At 61.2% G+C, this 16,010-nt stretch carries 18 protein-coding genes; 16 read left to right on the top strand and 2 right to left on the bottom strand.

Features of this window, described 5'->3' with window-relative positions; translation table 11 throughout:
- Positions 1 to 135 precede the first annotated feature (135 nt).
- Positions 136 to 1,068 (top strand): HTH-type transcriptional regulator ArgP, encoded by a 933-nt coding sequence (locus OKW28_RS28875; protein ID WP_429450706.1) that lies wholly within the window; start codon positions 136 to 138, stop codon positions 1,066 to 1,068.
- Here the strand turns inward: OKW28_RS28875 and OKW28_RS28870 are convergent.
- The gene (locus tag OKW28_RS28870) at positions 1,014 to 2,366 is read right to left on the bottom strand and encodes a hypothetical protein (protein WP_429450704.1); all 1,353 of its coding nucleotides are present in this window, start codon (positions 2,364 to 2,366) and stop codon (positions 1,014 to 1,016) included. The genes OKW28_RS28875 and OKW28_RS28870 overlap by 55 nt on opposite strands.
- Positions 2,359 to 3,303, bottom strand: a complete 945-nt coding sequence (locus OKW28_RS28865; RefSeq protein ID WP_429450703.1) for a fatty acid desaturase family protein — start codon at positions 3,301 to 3,303, stop codon at positions 2,359 to 2,361. The genes OKW28_RS28870 and OKW28_RS28865 overlap by 8 nt, the downstream gene beginning before the upstream one ends.
- A gap of 209 nt (positions 3,304 to 3,512) precedes the next feature.
- Here OKW28_RS28865 and OKW28_RS28860 point away from each other — a divergent pair, with 209 nt between their 5' ends.
- The 15 genes from OKW28_RS28860 to virB11 all read left to right on the top strand — a co-directional run bounded on the left by OKW28_RS28860 (position 3,513) and on the right by virB11 (position 16,003).
- Positions 3,513 to 3,920, top strand: coding sequence for an ACT domain-containing protein (locus tag OKW28_RS28860; RefSeq protein ID WP_429450701.1), 408 nt, complete (start codon positions 3,513 to 3,515; stop codon positions 3,918 to 3,920).
- 231 nt (positions 3,921 to 4,151) lie between these two features.
- Complete coding sequence (locus OKW28_RS28855; RefSeq protein ID WP_429450700.1) at positions 4,152 to 4,688, top strand: hypothetical protein; 537 nt, start codon at positions 4,152 to 4,154, stop codon at positions 4,686 to 4,688.
- A 117-nt stretch (positions 4,689 to 4,805) separates the two neighbouring features.
- Complete coding sequence (locus OKW28_RS28850; protein WP_429450698.1) at positions 4,806 to 5,039, top strand: helix-turn-helix transcriptional regulator; 234 nt, start codon at positions 4,806 to 4,808, stop codon at positions 5,037 to 5,039.
- Entirely contained in the window at positions 5,032 to 5,316 is a 285-nt protein-coding gene (locus OKW28_RS28845) for a hypothetical protein (RefSeq protein WP_429450697.1), read from the top strand. Before OKW28_RS28850 ends, OKW28_RS28845 begins: the two co-directional genes overlap by 8 nt.
- A gap of 376 nt (positions 5,317 to 5,692) precedes the next feature.
- On the top strand, positions 5,693 to 6,229 hold the full coding sequence (locus tag OKW28_RS28840; RefSeq protein ID WP_429454495.1) for a hypothetical protein: 537 nt from the start codon (positions 5,693 to 5,695) through the stop codon (positions 6,227 to 6,229).
- A complete protein-coding gene (locus OKW28_RS28835; protein WP_429454493.1) occupies positions 6,229 to 6,882 on the top strand; it encodes a lytic transglycosylase domain-containing protein in 654 nt (217 codons plus the stop codon). The genes OKW28_RS28840 and OKW28_RS28835 overlap by 1 nt, the downstream gene beginning before the upstream one ends.
- A 92-nt stretch (positions 6,883 to 6,974) precedes the next feature.
- Positions 6,975 to 7,274 carry a TrbC/VirB2 family protein gene (locus OKW28_RS28830; RefSeq protein ID WP_429450695.1) on the top strand — a complete coding sequence of 100 codons (300 nt, stop codon included), beginning with the start codon at positions 6,975 to 6,977 and terminating at the stop codon, positions 7,272 to 7,274.
- 16 nt (positions 7,275 to 7,290) lie between these two features.
- A complete protein-coding gene (locus OKW28_RS28825; protein ID WP_184011740.1) occupies positions 7,291 to 7,611 on the top strand; it encodes a type IV secretion system protein VirB3 in 321 nt (106 codons plus the stop codon).
- 1 nt (position 7,612) lies between these two features.
- Positions 7,613 to 10,051 (top strand): VirB4 family type IV secretion/conjugal transfer ATPase, encoded by a 2,439-nt coding sequence (locus tag OKW28_RS28820; RefSeq protein ID WP_429450693.1) that lies wholly within the window; start codon positions 7,613 to 7,615, stop codon positions 10,049 to 10,051.
- The gene (locus OKW28_RS28815) at positions 10,048 to 11,211 is read left to right on the top strand and encodes a type IV secretion system protein (protein WP_429450692.1); all 1,164 of its coding nucleotides are present in this window, start codon (positions 10,048 to 10,050) and stop codon (positions 11,209 to 11,211) included. Before OKW28_RS28820 ends, OKW28_RS28815 begins: the two co-directional genes overlap by 4 nt.
- Positions 11,212 to 11,225: 14 nt before the next feature.
- On the top strand, positions 11,226 to 11,921 hold the full coding sequence (gene virB5, locus OKW28_RS28810; protein ID WP_429454492.1) for a P-type DNA transfer protein VirB5: 696 nt from the start codon (positions 11,226 to 11,228) through the stop codon (positions 11,919 to 11,921).
- Between the two features lie 198 nt (positions 11,922 to 12,119).
- Positions 12,120 to 12,824 (top strand): virB8 family protein, encoded by a 705-nt coding sequence (locus OKW28_RS28805; protein WP_429454490.1) that lies wholly within the window; start codon positions 12,120 to 12,122, stop codon positions 12,822 to 12,824.
- Positions 12,821 to 13,651: a TrbG/VirB9 family P-type conjugative transfer protein gene (locus OKW28_RS28800; RefSeq protein ID WP_429450691.1), complete on the top strand. Its 831-nt coding sequence runs from the start codon at positions 12,821 to 12,823 to the stop codon at positions 13,649 to 13,651. The genes OKW28_RS28805 and OKW28_RS28800 overlap by 4 nt, the downstream gene beginning before the upstream one ends.
- Positions 13,644 to 14,888, top strand: coding sequence for a type IV secretion system protein VirB10 (virB10, locus tag OKW28_RS28795; RefSeq protein WP_429454489.1), 1,245 nt, complete (start codon positions 13,644 to 13,646; stop codon positions 14,886 to 14,888). Before OKW28_RS28800 ends, virB10 begins: the two co-directional genes overlap by 8 nt.
- Positions 14,885 to 16,003 carry a P-type DNA transfer ATPase VirB11 gene (virB11, locus tag OKW28_RS28790; protein WP_429450689.1) on the top strand — a complete coding sequence of 373 codons (1,119 nt, stop codon included), beginning with the start codon at positions 14,885 to 14,887 and terminating at the stop codon, positions 16,001 to 16,003. The genes virB10 and virB11 overlap by 4 nt, the downstream gene beginning before the upstream one ends.
- Positions 16,004 to 16,010: the final 7 nt, after the last annotated feature.

Here is a 16,010-nt window from a genome sequence, read left to right as displayed (position 1 = left end):
GAGTGCATCTACCGTAGGATTAACCGGGCCGTGCTAAGGTACCGACGTCCAAGTAGTTTGTCTGGGCATGAAGCCCGGCGGTCTTTTAACCTCGTACCCTAACCGTGGTCCGGACCAATATCGGGGCAGCTCTATATGAATTTCGACCGTCAACAACTGGAAACATTTTTTGCAGTCGTTGAGTTTCGACATTTTGGGCAAGCGGCGCGCGCGTTAAACATTACTCGTGGTGCTGTCTCCCAACGAATAATCGCTCTAGAAGAGTCGTTTGGTACGCCGTTGCTTGTGCGTGATGGGGTTACGCCAACACCGGCTGGTGAAGCGCTCCTTCGGCATATCCACATGCTAAGGTCATTGGAGGCGGATACTATTCAGCAAATCAAGCCAGGTGCACACGCGCGGGCAAAGACCGCAATTGCGGTCAATGCAGATTCGCTGGCGACATGGTTTGGCCCCGCCGCCTGTGCTATAGCGAAGGAGAGTTTCGCTCTGGAACTTATAGTCGACGACCAGGATCATACCCTGCCGGTATTGGCACGCGGAGAGGCTATCGGGTGTGTTTCGACGGCGAGTACTGCGCCGACCGGATTTGTTGCAGAACCTATTGGTGCGATGGAGTATGAATGTGTGGCTGCTCCGGAATTTTTTGCGGCCTGTTTTACGCATGGACTCAATATGCACAATATCCTGGCCGCCCCCGCTGTGCTCTTTAATCGAAAGGATGGCTTACATGCAGCGTTCCTTGAACGCCTGCTCGGTTTCCCAGTCAGCGGTTATGCCACGCATTATTTCCCCTCCCCAATGGCGCTCTTGACGGCGATTCTGGCGGGTGTCGGGTATGGTCTTGTTCCGTCCATGCAGGCTCAATCTCTGATTGATTCCGGTGATCTGGTTGCCTTGTCGCCGCGTAACAGAATTGCCGTTGATCTGTATTGGCATCATTGGGAGGTGGCACCGCCCAATGCGACCGCGATTAGCGAAACTGTGATGCGTGAGGCCCGTCGAGCATTGGTTCAACCAGCGCCCGCGTCATCCGGTAAGGGGGATGAGGGCGAAGTCGCGGACTGACCATTTGGGGACCCCTTCGGCCAATGTGGTAGCCGATGCCCAGCGCGGGTAGCTGAAGTAAAGTTGTTGGATCGGCGAACCATCAAAACTCCAATCGCAAGCGAAGTCGGCAACGCGAAAAGCAGGGGGGCCGCTTCAGGTATTTCTGTTGCCCCTGTCCAGCGCATCAGGTAACAGGTCATGGCGATGCAGAATCCGGTCACCATTGTTGCGTTGGCAATTGCATGCGAGACGGACGTACGTACTAAGCCGAATATTAGAAGCGGACCCACTGCGGAGATGTAGACCATATTGAGATCGATCATCATGTCGACGAGACTTTGTTCGCGCGTGGCGACGAGGGAACCCAGTACGACGGGCAGGACGCGGGACCAGATTGGTCCTGTCATGGAAGGTGGGCCGAGTGTGGCCATAGCTTCAGCCATCGCTCGCAGAATCGAGCATCCGGCACCAAGAGCTGTTAAGCCTAGTACGGCGACAACGAGACCGCTCGCGGCGCTCACTGCGTAACTCGAAAGGGTATGCATCAGTACAATCGGAACAACCTGTACGGGATCGACGACGTGCTCCAGATGCCAGACCGGGGCAGCCGCGATTACCGCGGAGGCCGGCAGAAATCCGATCAAGAACACGAGCGCTGCTGCAAACAGGCAGCCAGCGCGGGCCGTCGTAGGAGCTCGCGCTGCGACCACGAACTGTTGATAGTCCGCTCCACATATGACCATCACCACGACGGAGACGACGGTAAATCCGGTATGCGCCAGCGTCATTGTGCGAAGCCCATCCAAGAACTGCATTGGCGCATGCAGCCAGACGCTGAACCCATCCGTTTCGAGCAGCGTACGCACGAGTGCGACGTTGCACGCAAGCATGCAGATCGCGAATCCTGCGGCAAGCCATGAGAGCCGCATCAGCGAAAGGCAAATCAAAAGACCAGCTATCAGTAGGAGTGCCGTAGTCGGTCGAAAGCCGGCCAGCGTCAGTATTGCGGATCCTCCCCGCATCTGAGCAGCAAGGACACCGGTCATCCAGACGAGCGACAGTAGCGCTACGCTGCGGCTGACCGAGGCACCGTAGAGTTGATCAAATCTGACCCAGATGGATTGCCGTCCAATCGACAGGGCCGGCGCCCATGCGGCGAGTACGAGCAGACCCAAGGCGCTCGCGATTGCGTAGAGGCAGCCAGCCATCCCCCCGCGCAGGGCGAGTTCGCCTGTGCGCAGGAGAAAGCCAATACCGCAGCTCGTAGAGACCAGCAGGCTCGTTACCTGTGCCAGGTTCAATGTTCGTTCAGACATGAGCTGCTCCCCAACCCTTTACGCTGGCGTGTACGCCGCTCAGGTAGGTGTCGCAGATGATCGCTCGGCAATTGAACGCAGAAATGTGCTTCAGGTGTGCGTGCGCCTGCGGCAGATGGCGATAGGGAATATGCGGGAGGAGATGGTGTGTTAGGTGGTAGCCATTGTGATGCGGATGCAGCAAGGTCGAGGCGAATCCGTGGTCCGGAACGTCACGGGTGTATTGGAAAATTCCTCCGGGTTGCAGTCCGTAATGATCGGTCATTTCGCGGAACGTTGTGATGGCATGGAACACGGTACCTCTCGCAATCATCCACAGTGCGAAGAACAGAAGCGCGAAACGCATGCCGAAGACTACGTCGAGTAAGGTTTCGCATGAAACCCACCACAGAACGATCTCGAGCCGCTGGCGGTGTGCGAGTCGCCTTCCGGCGAAGTGCCCGAAGAGAGAACCAGCCAATATCGCTGGATTATTGAGTACTCGCCGGTAAGCGTCGAACCAGTGATCACCCTCATGCGTAACGCTCGATAGGTAGTCAGGGTCGTGAGTTGGATCGCCGAGCCAGGCATGATGCCGCGCGTGCTGGAGGCGGTAGAGCGTCAGGTCATTGAAGAGTGCTGGAGCGAGGAAGATGCGCGCCATCCAGTCATTGACGTTGCGGCGGGCACTCAGGTTTTGGTGGCTGGCTTCGTGCAGCAGGTTGCCGAGTGCCCGCTGCCGGTTGCCGATCACGAAGATTGCCACAACCGTAATCCAGGCGCCGATGCGGTAGGCACTCCAGACCGCAAAGCACATGATCGCCCAGTCCAAGGCGATGTCCAATAGCGATCGCCAAGCGCTGGCGCGAGGGATGTGCCAGCGTGCGCCTGTCAGGGCGATAGCTGAATGTATAGTTGTCTGATCGGCCATGACCGACGATGATGTGGCTAAACTCATCGCAGGCTCCTTCTGGTTACGTTAAGTCCCCGATGGAACTACTCTCGGATACGTTTTTGTGTCAGTAGAAGCATTGATCTGATCTTAGTCGGCCAATCGTATGTGGGAGGCTGCGGTTAGAACTGCTACGCAGCGTCTAGAATTTCTAAACACAGGGAGCGTGAACACCCTCTCCTGTGGCATAACGTCACTTTTTTCGGAGGGGTACGTTGAGCGAAAAGAATCTTGCAAAGCTGTGTGCGACTCTCCGTCCAGTTATGGCGGAGCCGACCTATGTCTATTGTTCTTTTCCAGACTCCGTCTTGCCGTCCGGGCTATTGGCCCTTTGTACCGTAAGGGAGCGAGAGGGGCTAACGGCAATCGTGGAGCGCGATGATGCCCAACGCCTTGGGTTGCCGTACACATACGATGCCCGTTTGATCACCTTGTCGGTTCATTCCAGCCTCGAGGCAGTTGGATTTATCGCAATAGTCAGCCGCGAACTCGCGGCGGCGGGTATCCCATGCAATACGATCGCGGGCTATTACCACGATCACATCCTCGTTCCGGTTGACCAGGTGGAAGAGGCAATGACCGTGTTGCGGACAATCGCGGCGACGTCCTGCGACTGTCCTTGAACTGGACTTGCACGTCAGATTTCGCGGACTGCCCGGGCCCGTTATTTTTTCTGCATTGCCGGCAATTTTCTTCGCGCCTACAGGTTCGGTCTTGCTCCGGTGTCATGTGTTCAATAAATTAAAGAAAACATAAGAAGATATGTCGGAGGACTGTCGGAGCATCTGGTCCAGTCGTGCTTTGACTGAGGGGACTACATTTACGACTCCGCGCAGAGTTGGGAAGGAGGGAATATGTTCGAATCGGCTGAGGATCATCCAGCCCCGACACTACCGGAAATCGATGCAAACCCTGATCTTGAATACTGGCGCCGTCGTAGTGAAGAATCGCAGGCTTTAATTGCACGTCTGACGGCCCGTCTTAGAGGGCGTGATCGTCGTATCAGGTTGCTGGAACTCGCCATATCCCGGACGGCCGTCATGCATCATGTCTGGGCCACACATCTGGAACACAGGCTCGAGCGGTTGCCTTTGGCCGGTGTGGCAGGTCAGGCCCGCAGGCATGAAGCCGTTTCAGAGCGTGAGGGCGCAGTAATTGTTCATCTTCCTCACCTGACGCACACTCTCGAGGCTCTTTTCGACGTTATGCGGGAGCATTGGTCGGAGTGGGATCCCGAACGACCGCCTAAATCTTCTACAGTTGCGCGCGCCATTGATGAGAAGCTGGGCCTCAAGGGGCAGGCCAATGGTGAAGCCTCGCGCAGCGCGCAGACCTTTGCTGCCGCACTGAGGCCGGATTCGGTTGTTGAGTCCGATGGCCGCCATCGCTGACGTTCACTACCCGACGGGATGTTCCGACGATATGACGGAATTGCCCGTCAGGTTCTCCCGCTGCTTGAATGGAGCCCATGCAGGAACTCATTCGGGCAATACAGCGGGAGGTCAATCATGTCCGATAGATTGCGTGGGGTGGGCGCGATATTGCGGCGCGGCCAGGTCGAACAGGAAGTCGGGCTGAAACGATCGACAATCTACCAGCGGATGCAGGAGGGGACTTTTCCGCGTCCGATCCGCCTGGGTGAACGGGCGGTTGGCTGGCGTGCGACCGACATCGAGCTTTTTCTTGAAGATCCCGCTGGGTATCGCACGCCCCCGTCCGACGACGAGGCACGCGATGGATGATCACCTGAAACCGCGTTCGCTCGATGCCCGTCTGGATAACTGGGCGAGTGCGAGTCGCGGTCCGTATGACCCGGCGGATGCAGTTCGCATAGAAGAGGCGTGGCGGCGGCTCGCAACGCCTCAGCGGGATTTGTTGCGCATGGTGTACCTGTGGCGCGCCGGTCGCGAAGTGATTTGCCGTCGACTCAGGATTCCACGATATCCGTGGTGCCGGTTTGAACTCGAACTGGCCTGCGCCAAGCAGGCATTAGCGGGTTTGCTGATGGAGAAGCCATGAGGTAGAACGGCCCGGCAATACGCTGGGAAACGGAGCAGATGGCCGATAAGATTCAATTTCGGTTGCCGGCGGTAAAGCTCCGTTCGTAGTCGACAATCTGTTCCGGTCAACGTGCCAATGTGTGATTGGCACAACCGAGTACGCGTGAGCGGCCCCGACGTATCGACGGATGCGTGTATGCACGGTGGTTATTTCACGTCCCGAAGCCTGCGTTTGAAGGCTTCTCTGCTTTGATCCCCTTGAGCTTGCGGTGAGCCTCTCGGCGCCGCGGGCTCCTCTTCCCGCTTCCGCTCTCATACGCCGGTGCTGCATTGATGGAAGGAAGCGGATCATGAAGATGTTTCAGCCGATAGTGGACGGATCGCGGTTGCGCACGATGCACGGCATCATGCGCCGGCGGTCGCTTGCCTTGTCGTTGCTCGCCGGTACGTCGGTCTTCGCGCCCGGCCTGGCTCTGGCTCACGCCGACGACTGGGGCTGCCAGGTTCTCCTCTGTCTCTCCAATCCGGGTGGTCCCGAACAATACGGCGCGTGCGTGCCGCCGATCGAGAAACTTTGGAACGCGCTGCGCCACGGCGATCCTTTCCCGACCTGTGATTTTGGCGCAGGCGGCTCGCAGGGTACGTTCGCGACCAACATCTTCGCGAGCGGTGCTTACTGCCGAGAAGATCTCCTGTACTGGGGCGGTCCCGAGCAGAGCGAGCTGCTGTGCCAAGCCACCGGGGCAATCAACGTCGAGATCGACAACCAGCTATATACCCGCGTCTGGTGGGACGTATCGGGTTCGGAACCGACGATCAACGAGTTCTATGGTGCGGGCAGCACGCAGGTGCCGTATGACCCGTCACAGTCCGCTGCGCTGTTCCTGCAGCCGACCGAACAGCAAAACGGCTTCGGTGAAGGAGGGCAATGATGCCGCCGCTCGATTTCACCACGCTCGCTCAGTTGTGTGCGCCACAAGTCGCATCGATCACTATGGCGGCGATCGTGAGGACTGAGTCGGGCTTCAATCCTTATGCGATCGGGGTCGTGCGAGGCCGGCTGGTGCGTCAGCCGGTGAGTGAGGCCGAGGCGGTGGCCACCGCCCATGCACTCGCTGCCGGTGGCTGGAATTTCAGCGTCGGGCTTGCACAGGTGAACCGTGCGAACTGGTCCATGTACGGGCTGAGCGAGCGGAGCGCCTTCGACCCGTGCCGTAACCTGGCCGCGGGCGCTGCAATACTGCGGGGCTGTTTCGAACTGGCGCGGCGCGCGCGAGCGGATACCATGCGCGATTTGCAGGCTGCACTTCGCGCGAGCCTGTCGTGCTACGCAAGCGGCAACTTCTCGACAGGGTACCGCACCGGCTATGTACAGCGGGTGGTCGATAACGCGCGGCTGCCGGTGCCACCGTTCTCTCATGCAGTCGTACCGGCGATTGAGCCCATTCCAGTTGTTCCGGTTGATCATGCCGTGCCTTCGAATCCGGTGCGATCCCGATCAGCTGATCACCCGGTATCGGAGCCACCTGACGCCTCACCGGGTACAAATGTTGGCGAGCCAGACAGCAGCGCCGTGGTGTTTTAGTCCACTGGACAGACGATAGCAGTCCCATCGAAAGCAGAAAGGAGTCAATGATGAATTCAGGAATGCATATTGTTAATCGGTGTTGTCGGAACATGCTGATCAGAGTTCAGCCCGGTCGCAAAGTGGGACGTCAAATCGCCGCTACGGTTACGACGATACTCGTTGCCTCCCCGGCTTGGGCACAGCTCTCGCAGGTAAACACTCTCCTGAGCACAATCCAGACGACGCTCCTCGGCGTGGGCGGCGTGATCTGCTCGATTTCCATCATCTGGGCGGGCTTCCGGATGATGTTCCAGCATGCCCGGTTCGGTGATATCGCAAACGTGTTTATCGGCGGTCTCTTTGTCGGTTGCGCGACGGTAATCGCCGGCATGCTGATTCCGACGAGCTGATCCGAGGCGACGAATCATGAACTCGCTCAAGGATCCGGTTTTCAAGGGATGCACGCGGCCCGCAATGATCTGGGGTGTACCGCTCGTGCCATTCCTCATGATTGGCGGCGGCATGCTGATTCCGGCTATCTGGGCGCTGCTGGCCAGTCCGCCGCTCGGCGTCGGACTGTTGTTCCTGATGATCCCGGTGTTCGTTGCGATGCGCGTCATCACGCGCCGCGACGACCAGCGCCTGGCGCAGTACGCATTGCGCCTGCGCATGGTCCTGCGTCAGGGTAACCGCCGCTCCTGGGGCGTACACGCTTACGTGCCGGTCCGCCTCAAGAGGAGGGCGTGACATGCCAGCTACCTCGAAACACGTCGCCGTCGCGAACCGCGAAGTGGCACTCGCCGACACCATCCCGTATTCGACGCACATGACGGATCAGGTGATCAGCACGCGCGAGGGCGACTACCTGCGGATCTGGAAGCTCGCGGGCATCGCATTCGAGGCCACCGATCCGGCCGACATCCTCGTGCGTCACGACGGATTCAACCAGCTGGTGCGTGGGCTGCCCGGCGGCCACGTGGCGCTCTGGTCGCATCGTCTGCGTCGGCGCGTGTCGGATCACTTTGCCACGCCATACGGCAACCGATTCTGCCAGGAACTGGCGACACGCTATTACGCGGGCTTTGCAGGCTACCGGATGATGGCAAACGAGCTTTATCTGACGCTCGTCTACCGGCCGAACCGCACGAAGCTGGGGCGCGTATTCAGTCGGGCTGCGCGTCGCACGCGTGACGATATCCGGCATGACCAGCATGAAGCACTCAAGGCAATGGACGAGCTGGCGGCTCAACTCGAATCAAGCCTGAAACCCTATGATCCGGTGGCGCTCGGGGCCTATCGCAAGCCAGGCCCTTATACCCGGCGTCCTCGCCGGTATTCGTCGGCGCTGGAACTGCTTGGCTATCTCGTCAATGCCGTCTGGGAGCCGCAGCCGGTTCCCTCGGGGTCAATCTGTGAGGCGCTGCCGACCTCCCGCCTGTTCGTCGGAGTGGAGAAGGTCGAGATCCGCATGCCAGCCGCGACACGGTATGCCGCGTTACTCGACCTGAAGGACTACCCCGAAGACACTGAGCCCGGCATGCTTAACGGCCTGCTGTACGGCGACTTCGAATATATCGAAACGCAGAGCTTCACCATCCTCGACAAGCCTGGCGCAAAGGAAGCGCTCGAGCGGCAGCGCAACCAGCTCATTGCCGGCGAAGATGTGGCGGTCTCCCAGATCGGGGCGATGGATCAGGCATTGAATGACCTGATCAACGGCGATTTCGTGCTTGGCGAGTATCACTATTCGCTTGCCGTACTGGCCGATACGCCTGAAGACGTGTCGAAGCACGTCGCGAAGGCGCGCACGCAGCTCGCCGACGCTGGATTCCAGACGGCGCTGATAGATCTCGTGGCCGATGCCGCGTGGTTTGCGCAGCTGCCGGGCAACTGGCGCTACCGGCCGCGTGAGGCAAAGCTCACGTCCCGGAATTTCTGTGGACTGTCCAGCCTGCACAATTTTGCGACCGGCAAGCGCGACGGCAATCCATGGGGCGAGGCGATCACGATCGTCAGGACGCCGAGCGGTCAGCCGCTGTATCTGAATTTCCACGTCACACAGGAGAAGCAGGATTCGGCCGATGCAAAGGCGCTCGCCAACACCCAGATCGTCGGCCAGGCCGGTGCGGGCAAAACGGTGCTTGAGCTGTTCCTGCTCGCGATGGCGATGAAGTACGGCGTCACGGCCGTGCTGTATGACAAGGACCGTGGTACCGAGATCGCGATTCGCGCGATGGGCGGCACCTACACCGTGTTTCGCCGTGGCGTGCCAACCGGGCTCAACCCGTTCCAGATGACACCCGATGAATCCGTGCTCGATTTCTGGGAGCGGCTCGTGCGCAAGCTCGTTGACACGGGTTGGCCGCTGTCCGCGAAAGACGAGCTCGACATCTCGCGCGCGGTGCGGGAAGTCGCCCGCATGGACAAGCCGTTGCGACGCCTGTCGATGCTGCGGCAACTGCTGCCGAACGTGGGCGAGAACAGCCTGCATGCGCGCCTCGCGAAATGGTGCATGGGCGGGCGGCTCGGCTGGGTGCTTGACAACCCGACCGACCGAATTGATCTTGCGCGCTCGGGTCTTTTGGGGTTCGACGACACCGACTTGCTGGATGATGCCGAAGTCTCGACGCCCGTCACGATGTACCTGCTGCACCGGACTGAAGGTCTGATCGACGGCCGTCGCTTCATCTACGTGATGACGGAGTTCTGGAAACGGCTCTCCGACCCCGTCTTCACGGATTTCGCGAAGAACAAGCAGAAGACGATCCGCAAGCAGAACGGCCTGGGGATTTTCGATACGCAGTCGCCGGCCGATGTGCTGCGCAGTGATATTGCGCGCGCACTGGTCGAGCAGAGCGCGACCTTCTTCTTTCTGCCGAACCCGCGGGCGGATTACGACGATTATGTGCACGGCTTCAAGCTGACCGAAGCGGAGTTCAACATCGTGCGCAATCTCGGCGAGAACAGCCGCATGTTCCTCGTCAAGCAAGGCCACCGCTCGGCCGTCGGGCGGCTTGACCTTGCGGGCCTGGGCGATGTGCTCGATGTGCTGTCTGGCACGACCGATAACGTCGAACTGCTCGACACGATCCGCGCACAGGTTGGCGACGACCCCGACGTGTGGTTGCCAGTTTTCCACGCGCATCTGGCGAAGCGCCGCGCAGCGCAGCGGGGAGGCGCGCGATGAGCGGCCTCTTTACCGCGATCGGCGGCACGCTCGAGAACGGCATGTCGACCTACGTGACGAACGTCTCGTCGGCGCTGTCGGGCGCGCTTGTTCCCGTCGTGACCACCGCCGTCACGATCTGGGTCGTCGCCTATGGGCTGGCGATCGTGCGGGGCGAGGCGCAGGAAGCTGTGCCCGCGTTCGCGTGGCGTGGGCTCAAGGTCGCCGCGATTCTCACCTTCGCGCTCGGCAGCGGCATCTATCAGCAGCAGGTCGTGACGGCCGTCAGTGGCGCGACGGCGGGCCTCGCCCAGACGATCCAGAACGCGGCAAACACGACGGGCGGAGGCAATCCCGGGTGCGGATCAGTCAGCGGCAGCAGCGTGACGGCAACTAGCGCGACCAGTATCTACCAGGCACTCGACTGCTACGACCAGCAGATCGATCTCGTGCTGGATGCTTATTCCGAAAAGGCCACGCATGAAGGGCTCAGCCCGAGTGGACTTGCCGCCGCCATTGGCGACATCGTGTGCGGATTCGTGGCCGCGGTGGGCGGTTCGATTTTCCTGATCGTGCTCGCGTTCGAGGTCGTGATGGGGCGCATGCTGCTTGACCTCGTGCTCGGGATCGGGCCGATCTTCATTGCCTGTGCCGCCTTCGCACCGACTGCCCGCTTCTTCGAGGCGTGGACCGCCAAAGTCGCGAATTACGCCCTGCTGCAGGTGCTGGTTGCAGCTTTCCTGGGCATGGCCCTGACGGCATTCTCGACCGAGCTCGCGCCGTTCCAGGTGACAACGTCGGCGCCCGGTACCAACCCGGCCGCCCTCGTTGCAGCGGGCCAGGCAGCGCTGGAGGCGTCGGCCGCGTGGGGCGCAGCACTCGGCATGTTTGCGACGGCCATTTTCCTGGCGATGGTCGGCTGGCAGTTGCCCTCTGTGGCGTCGGGGCTGTCTGGCGGCGCCACGGTATCCGGATTCGGGGCATTCGTGGCCGGTCTCGCGTCGCGCCGTATCACGACCGCGATCGGACAGGCATTCAATCGCACCGGAAACGGTCCGCGCCCCGGCGGCAAGATCCGCGACCGGACGGGCTCAGGCGGCGGGTCGGGAAATTCAGGTGGTGGTTCGATGCCCGCGTATCAACGCGCGGCACGCGCCAACCTCGGACAGCAGCGTAGTTGAGTGAGGTGATCATCATGACAGGACGATTCAGGACAGTCGGTATCGCAGTCATATGGGCGGGGCTTTCTTCCGCGGGTCATGCGCAGGGCATTCCGGTATTCGACGCGCAGAACGTGGCTCAGGCCATTGCGACGGTGCTCCAGCTTGAGCAGGAGGTCCAGCAGGAAATCCAGATCTACCGGTCGACGGTCGGCACGCGCGGCTTTGGTGCGCTACTGGGTAATCCGGTGGTTGCCGGCTCGCTGCCGTCGGACTGGCAGAGCGTCTATACCGCGGTTCAGAACGGAGGCTACGCCGGGCTGACCGGGAGCGCTCAGTCCCTGCGCTCGGCGAGTGAGATTTACAACTGCCAGGACCAGGCGGGTATCGACCAGCAGGTGTGCCAGCGCGCGTTGAACAAGCCGTTTCAGGACAAGGCGTTCGGCCTGCAGGCGTATCAGACCGAGCTGCAGGAACTGAACCAGATCCGGAGCCTGATGCAGCAGATCGACGTGACGCAGGACCCGAAGGGCGTGGCCGAGCTGCAGGCGCGCATCCAGACCGAGACCACCACGGTGGGTAACGAGATGACCAAGCTGCAGCTGTTCCGGATGGTGGCTGAGACGGAAGACAGGCTCGTGGCCGAGCAGCAGAGCGAGCTGGTACTGAGCCGTGCAGGGAATATCACCCGCTTGCAGGACCAGATGGTGCCGGCCTCGTTCGGGAACTGAGGGGGCGACCATGTACAGAATTCTGATTGGATCATTTTTAGTAAACTTCGTCATCCTTATTAGTGGATGTTCGTCAGGGCCGCCAAAGCCGGTCCTGCCGGACGGATCACATCGCGTGCCGATCAACCACGTTTTTCCCGTTCCGGCGTCATCCATTCCGTTGAAACCGCCCGCTGCATTGACCGTCGGAGCCGGATCATGAGCGCGCACGAAGACTATGGGCGCGTACTTGACATCGAGGCGTCGCTGACGCATCTGCAGGAGCGCTCCGAACGGCGGGCATGGCATGTTGCCTACGCCGCAGTCTGCGTGGCGGCGCTCAGTGCGGTGGCACTTGCTGTGATGGTGCCGTTCTACCGGGTTGTGCCGTTACCGATCGAGGTTGATCGCCTGACGGGCGAGTCCCAGGTGATCGACGTGCTCGATGCGCGTCATGTGCACACAAAGGAAATTCAGGACAAGCATTGGGTCGAGGCATACGTGCGTGCTCGTGAACGCTTCGACTGGGGCCTGCTGCAGATGGATTACGACAGCGTGCTGGCCATGAGCGATGACGTGGTCGCACGTGATTACCGGGGTATTTATAGCGGACCGGATGCGCTGGACCGGCAGCTTGGTCCGGGCACCGAACGGCGTGTGCGGATTCTCTCGACCACGCTGCCGCCCGATGAACCGGGGCATGCGGTGGTGCATCTCGAGCGCACGACGTTTAAAAACGGCCAGGCGAACGCCGAGCCCACGCAGCGTTTTGTGATCACGCTCGCTTACACCTACCGCCCACCTGTATTCACGCACGAAAGCGTTGCGGTCGCGAATCCGTTCGGTTTCAGGGTGACGGCTTACAGCCGGGATCCCGAATATACGCCGCCGGCTTCGACCGCGGCAGCGGGAGGTACGCCATGAGAGCACTTCCTTTCCCGGCGCTCTGGCTTGCGGGCCTGCTGGTGGTGAGCCTGTCTGCGCGCGCGTATGACGTGCCTGGCTGGTCCAACGATTCGCGGGTCCGGCAGATCGTGTATGCGTCCGACGCCGTTGTGCGTATCGAAGCACAGCGCGGCTTTGCCACCCATATTGCGCTCGATCTGCACGAACAGATCCAGGTGGTGGCGCCCGGCGATCACGACGGCTGGCAGGTGGTGGCGAACAGGGGCGACCACGACGTGTACCTGAAGCCGCAGCTTGCCGCGCATGACTCGAATCTCGAGATCCGCACGGACAAACGCAGCTACAGCTTCGATCTGGTGGTGCTGCCGCTGAAGGCGAAATTCGCCAACGGCGACGAGATGTATCGCGTGACCTTCGTGTACCCGGAGGAGATGAAGGCTCAGGCGCAGGCTGAAACCGAAGCTGAAGTCGTTTCCCGGCGCCTCGCCCAGTCGCCCGCGATACGCAACACCCGATATTCGATGCAGGCCATGCCGCATTCGGATGATATCGCGCCGACGGCGGCCTGGGACGATGGTCGGTTTACCTATATCCGCATTCCCAGCAACCGGCGGATCCCGGCGACGTTCCGGGTGGCGGACGACGGTACGGAAAGCGTGGTCGACAAACATATGGAAGGCGACACGATCGTCGTTCACGAGGTGGCGAAGCGCTTCGTGTTACGTCTCGGTGAGGAGGTTGTCGGTATCTGGAACGACGCGTATGACATGGATGGCGTGCCGCCCAATGATGGCACGACGGTTAGCGGCGTGAAACGCGTGTTGCGGAGTCGCGATGATGAGTGACGATACCCGCAACACGATCGAACCGGATGACCCCACTGATCGAGGCCAGGAGGCGCGTGACAGGGATTCCGCCGGTGAACCCGGAGCGTCTGCTGATCGCGGTATGCCGGTGCTCGGGCAGTACCGGGGCACGCGCCCGCGCGTCTGGTGGCTGACGCCGCTTGTCATCGTCCTGGTAGCCGGTGCCGGCACGGTCTGGACGATTCACACGTTCCTTGCGCGTCACGACGCAGAAGCGAAAGCGCATCGCGATGCCGTGGCGGAAACATCGACTCAGGGGCGCGTGTTCAACGACACGCCGGCTGCGGCGAGCGCGGCATCCGCGCCACCAGTGGCAAGCGCACCTGTCCCGGGGTCGGTGCCAGTCGTGGGCCGTCCACCTGTTTCGGTTCAGCATCGGGCACCTGCTCGCAGCTACTACGATGCGCCTTTACTCGCGGCGGGCAGCACGTCCGGGGCGGGGGGCCAGGAAGGTGGCGTGACGGGGACGCTCCCGGCGGCGGGTATATCTGGCGGAGTCGCGGAAGCAGCGTCGCCGGTGGCGGCAACCGTCTCCGCCGGGTCGGCTGCCGCACCCGGTCAGAGCGGGACCGGAGCACTTGCCCAGGCGTTGACCCCGACCGCCACGCCGCGGGTGCGCGCGGACATGCTGGGTAACCGCAGCCTCATCCTTGCGCAGGGTGCCAAGATCGACTGCGCAGGCGATACCGCTTTTGATTCGACCGAGGCAGGGCTGTCGAGCTGCACGGTGACAAAGAACGTCTATTCCGATGACGGGCGGGTAGTGCTGATCGAGCGCGGGTCCCAGATCAACAGCCAGTATCGCTCGAACCTGTCGCCGGGGCAGAAGCGGACCTTTATCCTCTCGGCCCGTATCGAGACGCCTCACGGTGTGACCGTCGAGATCGATTCGCCAGCGGCTGACTCGCTCGGGCGCATGGGGATTGACGGCTATGTGGATAACCACTGGCGTGCGCGTATCGGCGCGGCCATGCTGCTCGGCTTCGCCCAGGACGCGATCGGCTATCTGGCCACACGCGGCGGCAACAGCAATGGGTCCGTCGTTTACGAGAACACGCAGCAGCAGGGCAGCGACATGGCCACGCGGGTGCTCGACAGCACGATCAACATCCCGCCGACGCTGACGCAGAAGCAGGGAGCCGAATTTACGATCGTGGTTGCGCGTGATCTGGATTTCGGATCCGTCTACGCCCTACGGCCGGAGGCCACGCCATGATCGCCCACGCTGCCATGCAGGATCGAGCTGGCGATGCGGTGCTCGCGCGGCTTCCTGACGACGCATCGGTCCGCGAGCTGATGCGGCCATTCGCGCCGCTGCTCGACGATCCCGATGTCACGGAAGTGGTCATCAATCGTCCGCAGCGCGTGCTGACTGAGACACACCTCGGCTGGCACGGCCACGACTATGCCGATCTTGACTACGAGCGTCTGATGTCGTTCGCGGTGGCGGTCGCGACCCTCACAAACCAGGAAGTGTCGGCCCAGCATCCCGTTCTGTCCGCGCTGTTGCCCGATGACGCGCGTATCCAGATCGTGGTGCCGCCCGTCGTGCCGAGGCGTACGGTCTCGGTCACGATCCGCCGGCCGTCCGCAAGCGAAAAGAGCCTCGACGTGTATCGCGACGAAGGGTTGTTCGACGACATCGTGTGGCATCGTCCGGATGGCCTCGACGCGGCGCTGCCGGCGCTGCGCCCTGAGGATCGCAAGCTCGTCCAGTGCCTGGAGGCGCGGGACTGGGGGACGTTCTTCCGGCTGGCCGTGACCGGGAGGCTCAATATCGTCATCGTCGGCAATACGGGCTCCGGCAAGACCAGCTTCATGAAAACCTTGTGCCGGTCGATTCCGTCAACCGAGAGGATCGTGACGATCGAAGATGTCCGGGAACTGTTTATCCGACACATCGAGAACTGCGTCCACCTTCTGTACAGCAAGGGTGGGCACGGGCAGGCGCGCGTAATGCCGGCCGATCTGATCGCGAGCACGATGCGCATGCGGCCCGATCGCGTGCTGCTTGCCGAACTGCGGGGTGCTGAAGCCTATGACTTCCTGAAGTTGCTGACAACCGGACACGCAGGCTCGATCACCAGCTATCACGCATCGAGTGCAACGGTTGCGATCGAACGCTTTGCGCTGATGGCGAAAGAGCATCCCGAAGCCGCCGCATACGACGATGCCGCGCTGAAGCGCCTGCTGTTTCTGACCATCGACGTGATCGCGCACATGGAAGCGCACGCCCTTTACGACGGCGCGGGTAAGCAGATCGGCAAGCGCTGGGGCATGACGGAAATCTGGTTCGATCCTGTGCGCAAGGCGCGCACGGCGTTCGCGTGAGAACGGC

The organism is Paraburkholderia sp. 40 (assembly GCF_050434105.1).
GTDB classification, from domain to species: domain Bacteria; phylum Pseudomonadota; class Gammaproteobacteria; order Burkholderiales; family Burkholderiaceae; genus Paraburkholderia; species Paraburkholderia tuberum.
This window is presented reverse-complemented; position numbering and strand designations above follow the sequence as displayed.